Source organism: Paraburkholderia sp. BR10923 (assembly GCF_040948765.1).
Taxonomy (GTDB): Bacteria; Pseudomonadota; Gammaproteobacteria; order Burkholderiales; family Burkholderiaceae; genus Paraburkholderia; species Paraburkholderia youngii.
Genome location: NZ_JBFPKO010000002.1, coordinates 547182 through 562500 on the forward strand (window position 1 = coordinate 547182; position 15319 = coordinate 562500).

A 15319-nucleotide genomic window follows, 5' to 3' on the forward strand; every position below is an offset into this window, starting at 1 on the left:
GCTCGCACACCGCGGCCCGCGCGACGGCAGTTAATGAAACACCCCACGACTTTCCCCCGCCGCTTTCAGTCCCCGCCTTTCCACGCCGCACGGCCGCTCCAGGTTCACGCGCGCAATTAAGTCTCACGCACGCCGATTCGTCTTATTACTATTCGCAGTCAAAGACGGGTGCATCGGCGCTGTCGCCGCTTTCTACCATCGAGCCAGCCGAGCGAGTCATGCCATGTTGACGCGCAGAACCTTTCTGCTTGGCGGCGCCAGTGCGTTGGGCGGGCTGCTGGTCGGCTGGGGCGTGCTGCCGCCGCGCCAGCGCCTGATGACGTCGACGCCGCTGCCGACGCAAGGCACGCAGGTCGCGCTGAACGGCTGGGTCAAGATCGACACCGATAACCGTGTGACGATCATGGTGCCGAAGGCCGAGATGGGGCAGGGCATCCATACGGGGCTTGCGATGCTGCTCGCCGAAGAGCTCGACGCCGACTGGTCGCAGGTGCACGTCGAAGAGGCGCCGATCGACCGGATCTACAACGCGGTGCAGAGCATCGTCGACGATCTGCCGTTTCGCCCGGACGACGACAGCTATATCCGGCGCGGCACCGTGTGGATTACGAGCAAGGCGGTGCGTGAGATCGGCACGATGATGACGGGCGGCTCGTCGAGCATGAACGATCTCTGGACGCCGATGCGCGAGGCCGGCGCGTCGGCGCGCGTGATGCTGATCGGGGCGGCGGCCGAGCGCTGGGACGTGCCGGTCCGCGAATGCCGCGCGGAACAGGGCTACGTGCTGCATCCGCGGGGACATAAGGCGACGTTCGGCGAGTTGTCGTCGGTGGCCTCGGGCCAGCCGCTGCCGCGCAGCGTCGTCCTGAAGCAGCCCGCCGACTTCAAGCTGATCGGCCAGCCCGTACGGCGCATCGAAGCCGCGTCGAAAATCGACGGCGCGGCGCGCTTCGGCATCGACGTGCTGCCGAACGGCCTGGTCTATGCGAGCGTCGTGATGTGCCCGACGCTCGGCGGCACGGTCGCGCATTTCGACGCGACGCCTGCGCAAAAAATGCCGGGCTTCATCAAGGCGCTCGCCGTGCGGCCGTATGCGGGCGGCACCGGCGGCGTAGCCGTGATCGCGGACAATGCGTTTCACGCGATGAACGCGGTCGACGCGATCAACGTGAGCTGGCATCACGGCGAGGCCGCGAAGCTGTCGAGCACGGAGGTGGATCGCCACCTCGTCGACGCGCTCGACCATACCGACGGTCACGTGTATTACGACATCGGCAACGTCGACAACGCGATGAGTCGCGCGGCGCGCAAGATCGAGGCGGTCTATCACGCGCCCTACCTCGCGCATGGCGCGGTCGAGCCGCTGAACTGCACGGTGCAGGTCGCCGACGGGGCGGCGACCGTCTGGGTATCGACGCAAATGCCGCGGCTCGCGCGGCACCATGCGGCGAAAGTGCTCGACCTCGACGTCGATCTCGTCGATGTGCAGACGCAGTTGTTGGGCGGCGCGTTCGGCCGGCGCCTCGAACTCGATTTCGTCGCGCAGGCCGCGGCGATCGCGCGCGAGGCCGATGGCCGTCCGGTGCAGACCATCTGGTCGCGCCAGCAGGATTTCACGCACGACTTCTACCGGCCCGCGTGCGCGGCATGGCTGCAGGCTGGCTTCGACGAACAGGGCAAGCTGGTCGCGTGGCACGCGAAGTCGGCGGGCCAGGCGATCGTGCCGGATGCGCTCGCGCGCTACTACGGCATGCCCCGCATTCCGATCGACAAGACCACCTGCGAAGGCGCGTTCGATCAACCGTACGAGTGGCCGGCCGCGCGCGTGTCGCACAAGATCGTCGAATTGCCGGTGCCGATCGGCTTCTGGCGCTCCGTCGGCCACTCGCATCAGGCCTTCTTCACCGAGAGCTTCACCGACGAAGCCGCCGCCGCGGCCGGCCAGGACCCGATCGCGTTTCGCGCGATGCTGCTCGCCCAGCATCCGCGTCATCTGGCGGTCCTGGAGCGTGTCGAGAAGTTATCGGACTGGGGACGTCCGCTCAAACCCGCCGCCGATGGCGCGCGCTGCGCCCGTGGCGTCGCGTTGCACGAGGCATTCGGCAGCGTCGTTGCGCAGGTCGCGGAGGTGTCGATCGGGGCGAACCGGCAGATTCGCGTGCATCGCGTGGTGTGCGTGATCGATTGCGGCTTACCGGTGAACCCGAACCTGATCCGTCAGCAGATGGAAGGCGGCATCGTGTTTGGGCTGTCGAGCGCGTTGCAGAACGAGATCACGATCGTCAACGGCCAGGTGCAGCAGAAGAACTTCGTGGACTTTCCGGTCGTGCGGATGAATGTGTGCCCGGCGATCGAAGTCGACATCATGCCGAGCCAACTGCATCCGCAAGGTGTCGGCGAGCCGGGCGTGCCGCCGATCGCGCCGGCGGTGGGCAATGCGGTGTTCGCGCTGACGGGGCAGCGTTTGCGGGCGCTGCCGTTGCGGCTTGCATGACGGACTGCGGACAGGCAACAGCTTGCGATGCAGCGTGGCGACTCAGGAGGCAGGCATGGCGCTACTGAACATCAACGGACGCAGGGTGCTGGTCAATGCCGACCCGGACATGCCGCTGCTATGGGTACTGCGCTGCGATCTCGGCATGACAGGCACCAAGTTCGGCTGCGGCGTGGGCATCTGCGGCGCATGCACGATCAATCTCGATGATGCCGCGTGCCTCGCTTGCCAGACGCCGATGTCGAGCCTTCATACGCAGAAGATCACGACGATCGAGGGTTTGCAGGGACGCGAGGCGCAGGCGCTGAAGACCGCGTGGCTCGAACTCGATGTGGTGCAGTGCGGTTATTGCCAGAGCGCGCAATTGATGGCGGCTTGCGCGTTGCTGAAGCACAAGCCCGATCCGACCGATGCCGACATCGACGAGGCGATGACGCCGGTGGTGTGCCGTTGCGGCACGTATCCGCGGGTGCGGGCGGCGATACATCAGGCGGCGGCGAAGGCGCGCAAGAGCTGAGCCGCTGTTGCGGAGCGCCGCCCGCCCAAGTCAACGCGCAAACATTTCGACCACCGCAACCACCGCGGTGAAGATACCGATGCATCCGCCCAACGTGACTACGCCCTGCATGAATGGCGACATACGAGACCCCGTAGTTGAAGTGGTGTCACGTATTTAACCGAAATGGAAAGCAAAAAGAAAGCTTGTCAAAAATAAATCGTAAGACGGCCGATCAAGGCGCTTTCGCAGTCGCGGCGCCCGACGCTCCCGACTTCGCGCTCGGCTTGCCCGCCACAGGTGTGGCCTGCAATTGCGGCCGCGTTTCTCCCGGCGTGCTTTGCCCGCCGACCTCCCACCCCCCGCCCAGCGACAGGAACAGATTGACCTGATCGACCGCCACCTGCCCTTCCGCCGCCGCGAGCTGCGACCTCGCGGACGTCAGCGTGCGCGTCGCGTCGAGGTCGGCGATGAACGACTCGCGCCCCGCGCGATACAGCCGATGCGTTTCATCCGCCGATTGCGCGGCCGACTTCAGCGCCGCGCGCAGCGCTTCGGCGCGTGCGTAATCGGACGCGTAGGTTGCGAGGTTGGTCTCGGTTTCACGCAGAGCGCCCAGCACCACGCCGTCGAACTTCGCGAGCGCGACCTGGCTCGACGCTTCGGCTTCGCGGACCCGCTGCCGCGCGCCATTGGCCGGGAAGTTCCAGCTGATCAGCGGACCGAAGCCCCAACGCGCCGTCGGCTGGGTGGGAATGTCTTCCAGAATGCCGGTGAAGCCCGCCGACGCGCCGATGCTGATGCTCGGGTAAAGCGCGCCGGTCGCGACGCCGATGCGCGCCGTCGACGCCGCGAGCTGACGCTCGGCTTCGTGCACGTCCGGGCGCCGCCGCAGCAGCCCGGCGCCGTCGCCGATCGGAATCGGCTGGTGGATTTGCGGCAGCCGGTCGCACGCGAGCACGGCCGGCGGCAACTGGGACGGTGACTGCGCCAGCAGCATTGCGAGCCGGTATTGCGCGATCTTGCGTCGTGCGGTGTAGCGCGGAATGTCGGCCGTCAGGGTCTCGACCTGGGTCTGGCCGCTCGTGACCGCGGTCTGGTTGCCGCGGCCCGCGTCGCGCAGACGGCGCGACAGATCCACGCGCTGCTTCTGCAACGCGAGCGATTGCTGCGCGATGTGCAATTCCTCCGCCGCCGAGCATTGTTCGACGTACGAGCGCACCACGTCCGCGACGACGGTGATGCGCGCGAGGTCGCCCGCGGCTTCCACCGCCTCTGTGTCCGCCCCCGCCGCTTCGACACCGCGGCGCAGCTTGCCGAACAGATCGATTTCGTACGAGACGTTGATGCCCATGTCGCCCAGATTGGCGACCGGCAGTTTCTCGAACAGCAGGAATTGCTCGGCCGATTCCTGCGCGCGCTGGATCGCCACCGACGCGTTGCCCGAGAAGCCGCCCTGCGCCTGCGCCACGCCCAGCGCTTCGCGCGAGCGCGCGAGATTCGCGGCCGCGACGCGCACGTCGGTATTCGATTTCAACGCCTGTTCGACCAGACCGTTCAGCACCGGATCGTCGTACAGCTTCCACCAGACGGTCGGCGTATTGAGGTTCGACGTCAGCTTGGGATCGGCGCCCTCGATCGCTCCGGTGGCGAGCGGCGCATTGACGAGCGCCTGTTTCGGCAGCGTGTAGTTCGGCCCGACGTTGATGCAGCCGTTCAGCGCGACGGTGAGCGGCAATAACGGCAGCAGCGGCAGCAGCGGCAAGCGCGGCGCCAGCGAGGACAAGGTACGCACGAACTTCATTGCGACGCGCCCGATGCGGTGCCCGCTGCCCCGGCCGACCCGGAGCCCACCGACGAACCCGGCGCCAGTGGCGCAGCCGAAGCGGCGACCGAGCCAGATGCGCCGCCCGTGCCCGACACGGCTCGGGTCCTGACCGGCGACAGGTCACGCACCGACACCGTCGCGGTCCGCCCCGCGATCAGGCGAAAATCAGCGGGCACTTCATCGAGCGCGACGCGCACCGGAATGCGCTGCGCGAGCCGCACCCAGCTGAACGCCGGGTTCACGTTCGGCAGCAGATTGGCGCTTTGCGTGCGGTCGCGGTCTTCGATGCCGGCGACGATGCTCTGCACGTGCCCGCGCAGCGGCTTCGGCTCGCCCATCACGATGATGTCGACCGGCTGGCCGATGTCGATGCCGCGCAGCTTGGTCTCCTCGAAGTAGCCGTCGACGCGGAACGAATGCATATCGACCACCGCGACCACCGCGCGGCCCGCCGCGACGAATTCGCCGGCGCGCGGCGCGCGGTCGTTCAGATAGCCGTCGACCGGGCTTTTGACCGTCGAACGTTCGAGGTTCAGCTTGGCGGTGTCGATCGCGACGTTCGCGTCGGCAAGCGCGGCTTCGCCCGCGTCGACGCGCGAACGGCTTTCTTCGAGCGCTTCGGCGGCCACGAGATTGCCGAGCTGGCGGTTGCGCGCATATTCGCGGCGCGCCTGATCGAGCGTCGCGCGGCGCTGCTGCGCGGTTGCCTCGGCCTGACGCAAAGCGAGCGTGTAGCGCGCCTGGTCGATCCTGAACAGCACCTGGCCCTGCTTGACCTGCTGGTTGTCCATGACCTCGACCGACGAAATCAGTCCCGACACGTCGGGGGCGACCTGGATCACGTCGGCGCGTACGTGCCCGTCGCGGGTCCACGGCGCGAACATGTAGTAGTTGACGAGTTTCCACAGCACGAATGCCGCGACCACCACGACGATCAGGGTCAGCAGGATCTGACCGACGGAGAACCAGGTTTTTTTCACGTTATTAGTCTGTGCGAAACGACGACGACAAGGCCCAGCACCAGCACATAGATGCCGAGATCGAAGATGGAGCGATGCCAGACGAAGCGGTAAAAGCCGGCGTAATCGAGCACGGTGCGAATGCCGAGGTTGATCAGATACGCGATCAACATCAGGACCAGCACGGACGGTACGAACACGCCGAAGATATCGATTTCACCGATCATCGCGGGAACTGGGAAAGGGGGGGGGCGGGGCGCGCCAGCGGGTACGAGCGGTGGCGCAAGAATGGGTACATCAAGCGGCGGCCTCCGGTTCGGTCGGCGTTGGTTTCGTGAGGGTCGCCGGAAACAGCGAAAGACGCAAGCCGACCAGCGCGTGCAGCGCATCGCGCAACTGGCGCGCCGAGGTTTGCGAGGTCTCGGTCGGCGCCGCGGCGTTGGCGAGCCCCTGCGCGGTGACGCGCGCGACGGCCACGTCGATCAACGACATCAGGCTGTCCGGTACCGGCTCGCGGTGGCGTCGAGCGACGCAGCTCTCGTAGTATGCACGCACTCCCTCCAGCACATGCTCGATCGCGCCGGCCGCTTCGCCGCCGAGCTTGCGTGTGAGGCGACGCAGATCGAGCGCGTTGAACGCGATGCGCAGGTCGCGGAAGCTCTCGATCGACGGATGGCGGTAATCGTCGGTGGCCGCGAGGCGCGGGATCAATTGCATCAACCGGTCGAGCATGCGCGCGGCAAGGTTGCGCGGATCTTCGATCGGCCGCGTGGATGCGGTCAGCGCGACGTCGGCCCAGCTCGAGCGCAACAGGCGCGCCGCGGCGAGCTCGGCGCCGAACGGGCGCGTCACGCGGGTCCACAGATAGGCGTAGAGCAGGCCGGAAAGGCCCGCGAGGTTGGCGTTCAGGAACGTCAGGAAGTTCGCGTCGTAAGCGTCCTGAATGCTGATGAAGGTGGCCGTGTTCACCGCGACCAGCACCGTCACCATGTTGAACTGCGGGCGTGGAATCAGCGTGCCGACCAGAATGAACGGCGCGGCGAACAGAATCACCAGCATCGCGAAGTCGTGCACCTGCGGCAGCACGACGAACAGATAGAGGCCCGCGGCCACGACGGCGACGCCCGTCGCGACGAAGAAGCGGAACACGAACGGCGCGGGCTCGTCGAGCGCGGCGAAGAAGCAGCAGGCCACTGCCGCCAGCGTGACCGCGCTCGCGCCGTCGTTCCAGCCCGAGCCGATCCACAGCGCGCACGCGAGCACCACGGCCGCGCCCGCCGACAGCGTCGCGAACAGCATCATGCCGCGATCGTAGAAGCGCTCGGTGCCGCCGAGCCGCCAATGACGGAAATGCGGCCGCCACGAACCTTCCTCGCGCGTGATGATGATGCGCAGCGAGCGGCAGTCCTGCCACACGTCGATCACTTGCCCCAGGCGCCACAACGCGTTCGACAGCAGCGCGCCGTCCCAATGCGCGAGCGCGGCGGCAGGCGGGCGCATCGCGGCGATGCGCGCGCGCAGCGCGTTGGCGGTTTCGTCCGCGCGATAGCCCTCGCTCGGCTCGGGCAGCGGTTGGTCGAACCACTTGATGACGTCGTCGATCAGCGTCTGCAGCCCTTCGGGCCAGTGTTGCGGGCCGTTGTTGTAGAGCGCGAGCAGCGGATCGGCGAGCGACGACATGATAGGCAGCAGCAACTGCATGCGGCCGCGCAGTTCACGCGCGCGCGCGAGCACGTCGGGCCGCGTGTGATCGTAGGCGAGCTGGCTCAGCAGCAGTTCGAGACCATTGATCGTGCTCGCGAGCCGTTGCCGCGCGCCGGAAATCGCCGAGCTTGCGATGCGGCCCGATAGCGTTTCGGTCGCGTAGAACGCGGCGTCGCGAAACCATGCGTCGGTGCGCTCGATGATCGTCGGCGCGAGCCGGCTCGGAAACACCGCGCTGCCGACGATGCTCGCGCAGACGATGCCGACAAGGATCTCGAGGGTCCGGCTCACGGCGAGATCGAAGACGCCGGTCGGATTCGTCACCGACGGCAGCGCGATGATCGGCATCGTATAGGCGGCCAGCATGAACACGTAGCTGCGAGCGGTGCGGTCCGATACCGCGAGGTACAGCATCGTGCCGGTCCACGCTGCGACGATCACGCTGAACAGGTACGGCGATTCGACGAACGGCGGCACCAGCAGCACCGCGCCCGACGCGCCGAGCACCGTGCCCAGCGCACGATAGATCGCCTTCGAGCGGGTCGCGCCGACGAACGGGTTCGACACGATGTAGACGGTGGCCATCGCCCAGTACGGCCGCGGCAGTTCGAACGCGAGGCCGATGTAGAGCGCGAGCATGGCCGCGGCGAACGTCTTGACGGAGAACAGCCAGTCGCGGAGAGTGGGATAGACCATAAGCCGTTACGCGGAATCGGCGTTTCGCGGCGCGCTGGCTCGCGCGCCGCGCCTGGTGGACTTGCGCGCCTTGACGGTGCCGCGTGATTTGTCGGCCGGTTTGACCGCGCTTTTGCCGCTCGTCCGTTTGACCTTGCTGGCAAGCGCCTCGCCTTTGGCCGTCTCGGGCTCGCCGCCGCCGCCTGGTTCGGCACGTGCGGCGGCATCGGTCGTGAATGCGTCGAGCACGCGCAGCGCAGCTTCGAGATCGTCGCGCGATACACCTTTGAGCGCCTGCGCGCGCAGCGTGACCAGCTCTTCTTCCATCTTCGCGGTGACGGCGCGGCCTTCGTCGGTCAGGGCGACGGTCTTCGCGCGGCGGTCTTCGGGGTCTTCGTCACGGCGCATCAGGCCGGCCGCGCACAACTGGTCGAGCAGCCGCACGAGCGATGGCCCCTCGATGCCGATGTGATCGGCGAGCGTGACCTGACGCACCGCCGAGCCGAGCCGGCTTGCGGTCAGAAGCGGTGTCGCGCACGCTTCGGAGACGTTGAAGGCCGCGAGCACACCGTGACTCGTGCGCCGCCACTTTCTGGCGGCGACGACCAGCGTGCTGCTGACGGTGCGGCGCAAGGCATCGAGATTCGACATGGCCGGTATTGTATTTCCAAAATATTCGTTAGCAAACTATTGATTTGGAAATCGTGGCCGAAGCGGAGGAGTCTGCGGTGCGAATCACGCGACCAGCCCGATCCGCACCGTGCGCGCCAGATCGTCGAGCTGGAACGGCTTGCGCAGGATCGTGCAATGCTTGACTGCGAGATCGGAAATGTTCACGTCCGCATAACCGGTCGCGAGGATCACCGGAAGATCGGCACGCAGCTTGCGCGCCGCGGCGATCACGTCGATGCCGTTCATGCCCGGCATCGCGAAGTCGACCATCAGCAGATCGGGATGATCGTCGACGAGGCGGTCGAGGCCCGCCTGGCCGTCGGCGGCCTCGGTCACCGTATAGCCGAGCGTGCGCAACGATTCAACGAGCATTGCGCGCACCTCGTTGTCGTCCTCGACCACGAGCACGTGCTTGTCACCGGCCGCGTTCGCTTCCGCGTCGGACTCCGCTTCGTTCTGCGCGAGCACCCGCTCGCGCATCGGCAGCCAGATCTGCACCGTGGTGCCGGTGCCTTCTTCGCTGAAGATGCGCGCGGTGCCGCCCGCCTGCCTCGCGATGCCATATACCTGGCTCAGGCCGAGCCCCGTGCCCTTGCCGACAGGCTTGGTCGTGAAGAACGGATCGAACACGCGCGACAGGACGTCGGGCGGAATGCCTTCTCCGGTATCGGTGACTTCGATCACGACGTAGCGGCCATGCTTCAGCGTCTGGTCGGGCGCATCGCGCAGGGTCACGTGAATGTCGAGGCGGCCGCCATCCGGCATCGCGTCGCGAGCGTTGATCGCGAGATTGAGCACCGCGAGCTCGAGCTGATTCGCGTCGGCCCGGGTCCACATTTCATTACGCTCGAAGTCGTTGCCATAGCGGATGCTGGAGCCAAGCGACACCGCGATGATGTCGCGCATGCCTTGCAGCAGCGCGACCACGTCGATCGCTTTCAGATTCGGGTTGCTGTTGCGCGAGAAGGTTAGCAGCTGGCCGGTCAGTTTCGCGCCGCGCTCGGTCGCACGTTTGACGGTGGCGGCCATGCCGCGCAGGCGTTCGTCGCCGCTCACGCGCGCGATCAGTTCCGCGTTCACCATGATCACGTTCAGCAGATTGTTGAAGTCGTGCGCGATGCCGCCAGTCAGCTGGCCGAGCGCCTCCATCTTCTGCGATTGCACGAGCACGGCCTGCACCTTCGCGCGTTCGTGGATCTCGGCCATCAGCCGGTCGTTGGCTGACGCGAGTTCGTGCGTGCGCGCGGCGATGCGGCTTTCCAGCGAATCGTTCAGCTGCTCCAGCGCGTCCTGTGCCTCGATGCGCTCGGCAAGCAGCCGTCGCGATTCATATTGCCGCCCGCGGGCGCGCAACGATGACGCGACCGCGCGCCGCAAGGTTTCCGAATTGAGCGGACGTTCGAGCACGACGACATTGCCGAGCCGTTCGAGCACTTCGAGCCCACGCGTGGAGCGATGGCCGATGCTGCGCGCGGCGAGCAGGATGAACGGGAAGTCGGACCATGCGGGCTGGCGTTCGAGCCACGCAAAGAGGCCCGAGCCGTGGCCGTTCGCGAGCGCTTCCTCGGTGACCAGCGCGGTGCCCGCGCCGGCGTCGAGCTCGCTGGTGAGCGCGTCGGCGTCGTCGCAGGTCACGCAGGCGCGTGCGTCGTTGTGCAGCACAGCGGCGATCACTTCGGCGTCGCGGCCGAACGGTGCGAGGATGAGGACGCGCTGCTCCATCGCTTACTGTCCCGACGTGTCGATCAGATTGTTCGCCGCACCGAGCATCGCGGTGCTGCCGCGATACGAGGGCAGGCCCGACAGCACGCCCTCGAAGTCACGCAGCGCTTCGCCGACCTCGACGCCTTTGGTGCCGAGGCGGAACTGGCGGATCGTGCGTTCATGATCGTTCGCGCGGCTCTTGACGGCGGTTACCGCGGTCAGCACTTCGCCGTGATGCTCGAAGTAGCGGAACAGCACGACCACGTCGCTCAGATAACTGATGTCGACCTCGGTCTGCACCTCGCCGATGATGCCGTGCTGCCCGAGCACGAGCATCGTGACCACGCCCTGCTGATTCAGATAGCCGAGCAGCTCGTGCATGTGCAGCAGCAGGAAGCGCTCGCCGGGCATCGCCTGCAGATAGGCGTTCAGGCTGTCGACCGCGACATAGCGCACACCTTCGTTTTCGACCGCGTTGCGCACGTCGCTCGACAGCTCGCCCGGCGAAATTTCCGCGGGATCGATCTGGCGTAGCGTCAGCAGGCCGCTGTCGACATGCGTTGCGAGATCCATGCCGAGCGTCGCGCAGCGCGTCACCAGGGTGCTGAGAGTTTCGTCGAACACGTAGTACGCGCAGCGCTCGCCGCGTTCGAGCGCGGCAAGCAGGCACGACACGACGGTGGTGGTTTTGCCGACGCCCGACGGGCCGATGATCAGCGAATTGGTGCCGGGAACGAGGCCGCCGCCGAGCAGCGCGTCGAGGCCGGGCGTGCCGGTGCTCATCGGGCTCGTGCCGAATTCGCGGTGATGCTCGGCGGCGACGAGGCGTGGATAGACGCGCAGACCGCCGGTGTTCAGCGTGAAGTCGTGATAGCCCTCGCGGAACTTGATGCCGCGCATCTTCGCGATGCGCAGACGCCGGCGGTTGCCGCCGTAATCGTGGGCAATGTTGTCGAGTCTGATCACGCCGTGCACGATGCTGTGAAGCTGAATGTCGGAGGCGCTGGCCGACGTGTCGTCGAGCAGCAGCACCGTGCATGCGCGCGTCGAGAAATGGTGCTTGAGCGCGAGAATCTGCCGACGGTAGCGCAACGGGTTCTCCGCCAGCAGACGCAGTTCGGACAGGCTGTCGAGCACGACGCGCGCGGGTTTCAGTTCGTCGACGTGTTCGATCACGTTGCGCACGCTTTCGCCGAGTTCGACTTCGGCCGGGTGCAGCACGCTCTGTTCGTATTGCGGTTCGAGCCCTTCTTCGGGCAGCTGTTCGAGTATCTTGAAGCGGCTCAGATCCCAGCCGTGGCTCGCGCCGATCGCGAGCAGTTCGGCACGGGTTTCGGACAGCGTGACGTAAAGACCGGTCTGCCCTTCGTCGAGGCCCTTGAGTAAGAATTGCAATGCCAGGGTCGTTTTGCCCGTGCCTGGCGCACCCTCTATCAGGTACATGCGGTTCGGCGTAAGACCACCGCCGAGGATGTCGTCGATTCCTGCGATGCCCGACGATAAGCGGGCGCGGGTGGGGGCGGCGGTGGTAGTCGACATGATGGTTGAAATGACGTCGGCAGTGGCTTTGATCGGAAGCGGCGTGATGTTGCGGCCGGTATGGCGCCACGCAATTTGTGTGCCGTCCTGCGCCGCCTGCGTGCTGGGTGTTCGCGCGGATGGGCATGAAGCGTGCTATTGAGGGTGGCTCGCTGCGAGCTTTTTTCAGCAGCCCTCTGGAAGCTTCACGCGCAACATGAAAACCTATCGACTCTCCGCTATCGCGCTTACCGCGGCATCGCTCGTTGCGCTGTTGCCGGTCGGCGCATCCGCCGACGATAGCCTCAGACCTTGCGGCGCGCTGAAACGGATCGTCGCCGCGGCGCCCGACGGCTTCACCTCGCTGACGCCCGACGACGGCAAAGGCGTCGCGCAACCCTATGGCGACGACGCGCAATGTTCAGCCGCGCATCGTAGTTTCCAGTGCACGTGGACGCCGCATCAGGCGGCGGGCTCGAACGCGGATGCGTTGGAAGCGGTCGCGGCCGACATCGCGTCGTGCCTGCCCGATGCAACGCACGATCAGAATTCGCCGGGACGTCAGCACTTTTATCTCGGCGCGAAGGATCGACGCACCGAAATCACGCTGACTCCCGAGGGGGCGAACCGGTTGCGGCTCGTGGTGTCGGGCAGGTAAGCGGCGGTTCCGGTCAGGCGGTGGCAGACGGCCACCATGACCAGCCGCGTCGCGAGTGGCGCAATTCGACGACCGACAGCGGCGTGATCTCGATGCGACAGAACACGGTTGGCGATGCGCCGAGGGCATGCACGATTGCCGCTCGCAGAAGCGTTGCGTGGGTGATCGCGACGATGGTTCGACCGTGTGCAGAGGCCGCGAAGCCTGCATCGTTGACCGCGTTGCATGAGCGTACGTCTGCCTGTTGCGCGTCGAGCCACTCTCCGACCCGCCGCAAGAGTCGATCGAACGATTCACCCCCGGGCGGTGCTGCGTCGGGCTCGCGCGTCCAGGCGGCGAGTTCGCGGGGGGCTTCGTCGGCAATCTCCGCGAGGCGCTGGCCGCGCCATTTGCCATAGTCGATATCCGCCAATGCGTCGGCAGGCGTGGCGCTCAGACCGAGCGCGGCGACCGTTTCGCGGGCGCTGGCGGCGGGGCTGGTGAATACGGTGGCGTCGGCGGGAAGCGCGAGACGGGCGCGCGCCGCTTCGGCTTCGGCGCGGCCGCGCGCGTCGAGCGGATCGTCGGCGGGGAAGCAGCCCGCGCGCTGCGCGGCCGTTGCCGCATGGCTCACCAGTAATAGTCGCGTATCCATTCTTTGCGTTGGTGCCTCATTCGCACTTGCCTGCGTGGCTTGACGGGCTCGCGGCGTGCGTTGCGCGTTGCGGCGCAGCCCTCGCCGTCGCGGAAGCCGCAGTTTAGCGCGTAGAATACCGACAATGCGAAGCACGGAAGCCGGTGAGAGCCCGGCGCGGTCGCGCCACTGTAATCGGCCTTGCAATCCACAAGAGCCGAAAGCCAGACCTGAGCTTCGCACCATTCCTCTGCAATCGACTATCGGGGCGCGTTACCCCAGGAGATGTCCATCATGACCGAAGCTGTTTTCGATCGCGCCGCGCAACCGGCGGCCCAGCCCACTCCCATTCCCTTGCGTGAACTGCTGCCGTGGGTCGTATTCGGCGGCTTGCTGCTGTTGCTCGCGCTTTACTTCGTTGGTGCGGAACAGGGTGCGACGTCGCTCGTGCCCGGCATGTACGTGCATGAGTTCGTGCACGACGGCCGCCATCTGCTTGGCTTTCCCTGCCACTAACGGAGTTCGACATGGTAGGTAAATTGTTGGTGCGCGGGATGCTCGCGGGCATCGTCGCGGGCTTGCTCACGTTCGCGTTCGCGCGAATCGTCGGCGAACCACAGGTCGATCAGGCGATTTCATTCGAAGAGAAAGCGGCCGCGGCGCGCGGCGAGGCGCCCGAGCCCGAAATCGTGAGCCGTGAGACGCAGGCTGGCCTCGGCCTGCTGACTGGCGTGGTCACGTATGGCGCGGCATTCGGCGGTCTGTTCTCGCTGGTGTTTGCTTATGCGTATGGACGCGCGGGTTCGTTGAGCGTGCGCGCGCTGTCTGCGTGGCTCGCGCTTGGCGCGTTCATCGCCATCGTGGTCGTGCCGAATATCAAGTATCCGGCCAATCCGCCGTCGGTCGGTGATCCGGACACGATCGGCGCGCGCACGGGCCTGTTCTTTCTGATGATCGCGATTTCGCTCGCAACGATGGTGTTTTCGCTGAAGGTGCGGCGCCGCGCGGCGGCGAAGCTGGGTGCATGGAACGGCTCGATCGTCGCGGGGCTCGTATTCGTCGCGATCATCGCGGCCGTACAACTGTCGATGCCGGTCATCAATGAAGTGCCGGCCACGTTCCCGGCCGTGCTGCTGTGGAAGTTCCGCGTCGCGGCGATCGGCATGCAGGTGGTCATGTGGACGACGATCGGGCTGTTGTTCGGCGCGATGGTCGAGCGCAGTGCTTTTATGCGTACGAATGCGCGGGTGACGATGAAGTCCGCTTGAATAAGACGGTGACGCGTGGCCGCGCAAGCGGCGACGCTTCGCGCGCAACGCGCGAGAATGGTTTTGGATCAAGTACTTGGCGCGGTTGTAGAGCAGTTATCCACAGCCTTGCGAACATTTTCTGTGGAAAAGCTGCTTAACGGCTTTTCGCAACTCCACTCGACGCGGCGCCTAGGGAAATCCAATTGGACGCCTAACTAATTCATGTTGTACGCGGCACTGCTCAATTTTTAAGCTCTTCAACTTTTTAAAATAATTTGTGAGAAGGGTATTGACGCGGCGCGGACCGCTCTCCATAATCTCGCTTCTCTGCTGCAGACGCAGCGACGCAAACGAAGCAGTGCCGGGTGGTGGTAGTTCAGGCGCTGCGGGTTGGGCGGATCGATCTTTAAAAACTAACAGCCGATAAGTGTGGGCGCTTGATGCGGAATGCGGCGGCGGATCCGTATGGATCTGCTGCAAGGCAAAAGTATCAGAAGCCTCACACAGTATTAGAGGAAGGTTTATCTGTCGAAAGACGGATTGATCATCGTCAGTACGTTGAGTGAGCGACCGGTTCATAAGCAGGAAACTGCGGAACCGAAAACAGTAACAGGTTTGAACTGAAGAGTTTGATCCTGGCTCAGATTGAACGCTGGCGGCATGCCTTACACATGCAAGTCGAACGGCAGCACGGACTTCGGTCTGGTGGCGAGTGGCGAACGGGTGAGTAATACATCGGAACGTGTCC

General features: G+C 65.7%; 13 protein-coding genes, 1 rRNA gene and 1 riboswitch (1 of these 15 running past the window's edge). Of the genes, 6 read left to right on the forward strand and 8 right to left on the reverse strand.

From position 1 onward, the window contains the following. Positions 1-223: 223 nt before the first annotated feature. Complete coding sequence (locus AB3X94_RS05890; protein ID WP_368611007.1) at positions 224-2494, forward strand: molybdopterin cofactor-binding domain-containing protein; 2271 nt, start codon at positions 224-226, stop codon at positions 2492-2494. 55 nt (positions 2495-2549) lie between these two features. Then, a complete protein-coding gene (locus tag AB3X94_RS05895; RefSeq protein WP_176107258.1) occupies positions 2550-3011 on the forward strand; it encodes a (2Fe-2S)-binding protein in 462 nt (153 codons plus the stop codon). 214 nt (positions 3012-3225) lie between these two features. Here the strand turns inward: AB3X94_RS05895 and AB3X94_RS05900 are convergent, their stop codons facing one another. From AB3X94_RS05900 to AB3X94_RS05930, 7 genes are all read right to left on the reverse strand, one after another. Further along, entirely contained in the window at positions 3226-4794 is a 1569-nt protein-coding gene (locus AB3X94_RS05900) for an efflux transporter outer membrane subunit (RefSeq protein ID WP_368611008.1), read from the reverse strand. Beyond that, a complete protein-coding gene (locus tag AB3X94_RS05905) occupies positions 4791-5798 on the reverse strand; it encodes an efflux RND transporter periplasmic adaptor subunit (protein ID WP_368611009.1) in 1008 nt (335 codons plus the stop codon). Before AB3X94_RS05905 ends, AB3X94_RS05900 begins: the two co-directional genes overlap by 4 nt. Beyond that, the gene (locus tag AB3X94_RS05910) at positions 5795-6004 is read right to left on the reverse strand and encodes a DUF1656 domain-containing protein (protein WP_176107261.1); all 210 of its coding nucleotides are present in this window, start codon (positions 6002-6004) and stop codon (positions 5795-5797) included. The genes AB3X94_RS05905 and AB3X94_RS05910 overlap by 4 nt, the downstream gene beginning before the upstream one ends. Before the next feature lie 70 nt (positions 6005-6074). Continuing rightward, positions 6075-8177 carry an FUSC family protein gene (locus AB3X94_RS05915; RefSeq protein ID WP_368611010.1) on the reverse strand — a complete coding sequence of 701 codons (2103 nt, stop codon included), beginning with the start codon at positions 8175-8177 and terminating at the stop codon, positions 6075-6077. A 6-nt stretch (positions 8178-8183) separates the two neighbouring features. After that, the gene (locus AB3X94_RS05920; protein ID WP_176107263.1) at positions 8184-8807 is read right to left on the reverse strand and encodes a MarR family winged helix-turn-helix transcriptional regulator; all 624 of its coding nucleotides are present in this window, start codon (positions 8805-8807) and stop codon (positions 8184-8186) included. Positions 8808-8891: 84 nt separating this feature from the next. Continuing rightward, positions 8892-10550, reverse strand: a complete 1659-nt coding sequence (locus AB3X94_RS05925) for an ATP-binding protein (RefSeq protein WP_368611011.1) — start codon at positions 10548-10550, stop codon at positions 8892-8894. Between the two features lie 3 nt (positions 10551-10553). Continuing rightward, positions 10554-12071, reverse strand: coding sequence for an ATPase domain-containing protein (locus AB3X94_RS05930; protein ID WP_368611012.1), 1518 nt, complete (start codon positions 12069-12071; stop codon positions 10554-10556). Between the two features lie 196 nt (positions 12072-12267). Here AB3X94_RS05930 and AB3X94_RS05935 point away from each other — a divergent pair, with 196 nt between their 5' ends. After that, entirely contained in the window at positions 12268-12708 is a 441-nt protein-coding gene (locus AB3X94_RS05935) for a hypothetical protein (protein ID WP_368611013.1), read from the forward strand. 13 nt (positions 12709-12721) lie between these two features. On the opposite strand, the gene AB3X94_RS05940 is transcribed toward AB3X94_RS05935, so the two are convergent. Beyond that, the gene (locus AB3X94_RS05940) at positions 12722-13342 is read right to left on the reverse strand and encodes a histidine phosphatase family protein (RefSeq protein ID WP_368611014.1); all 621 of its coding nucleotides are present in this window, start codon (positions 13340-13342) and stop codon (positions 12722-12724) included. An 84-nt stretch (positions 13343-13426) separates the two neighbouring features. Continuing rightward, a riboswitch (cobalamin riboswitch) is annotated at positions 13427-13574 on the forward strand. Positions 13575-13615: 41 nt separating this feature from the next. Between AB3X94_RS05940 and AB3X94_RS05945 the strand changes: the two genes are divergently transcribed. From AB3X94_RS05945 to AB3X94_RS05955, 3 genes are all read left to right on the forward strand, one after another. Continuing rightward, the gene (locus AB3X94_RS05945; RefSeq protein ID WP_013093044.1) at positions 13616-13837 is read left to right on the forward strand and encodes a CbtB-domain containing protein; all 222 of its coding nucleotides are present in this window, start codon (positions 13616-13618) and stop codon (positions 13835-13837) included. 11 nt (positions 13838-13848) lie between these two features. Further along, complete coding sequence (locus AB3X94_RS05950) at positions 13849-14589, forward strand: CbtA family protein (protein ID WP_176107268.1); 741 nt, start codon at positions 13849-13851, stop codon at positions 14587-14589. A gap of 599 nt (positions 14590-15188) precedes the next feature. Further along, positions 15189-15319: ribosomal RNA gene (locus AB3X94_RS05955) — 16S ribosomal RNA — on the forward strand (its annotated part continues 1007 nt past the right edge of the window); the annotation flags it as partial.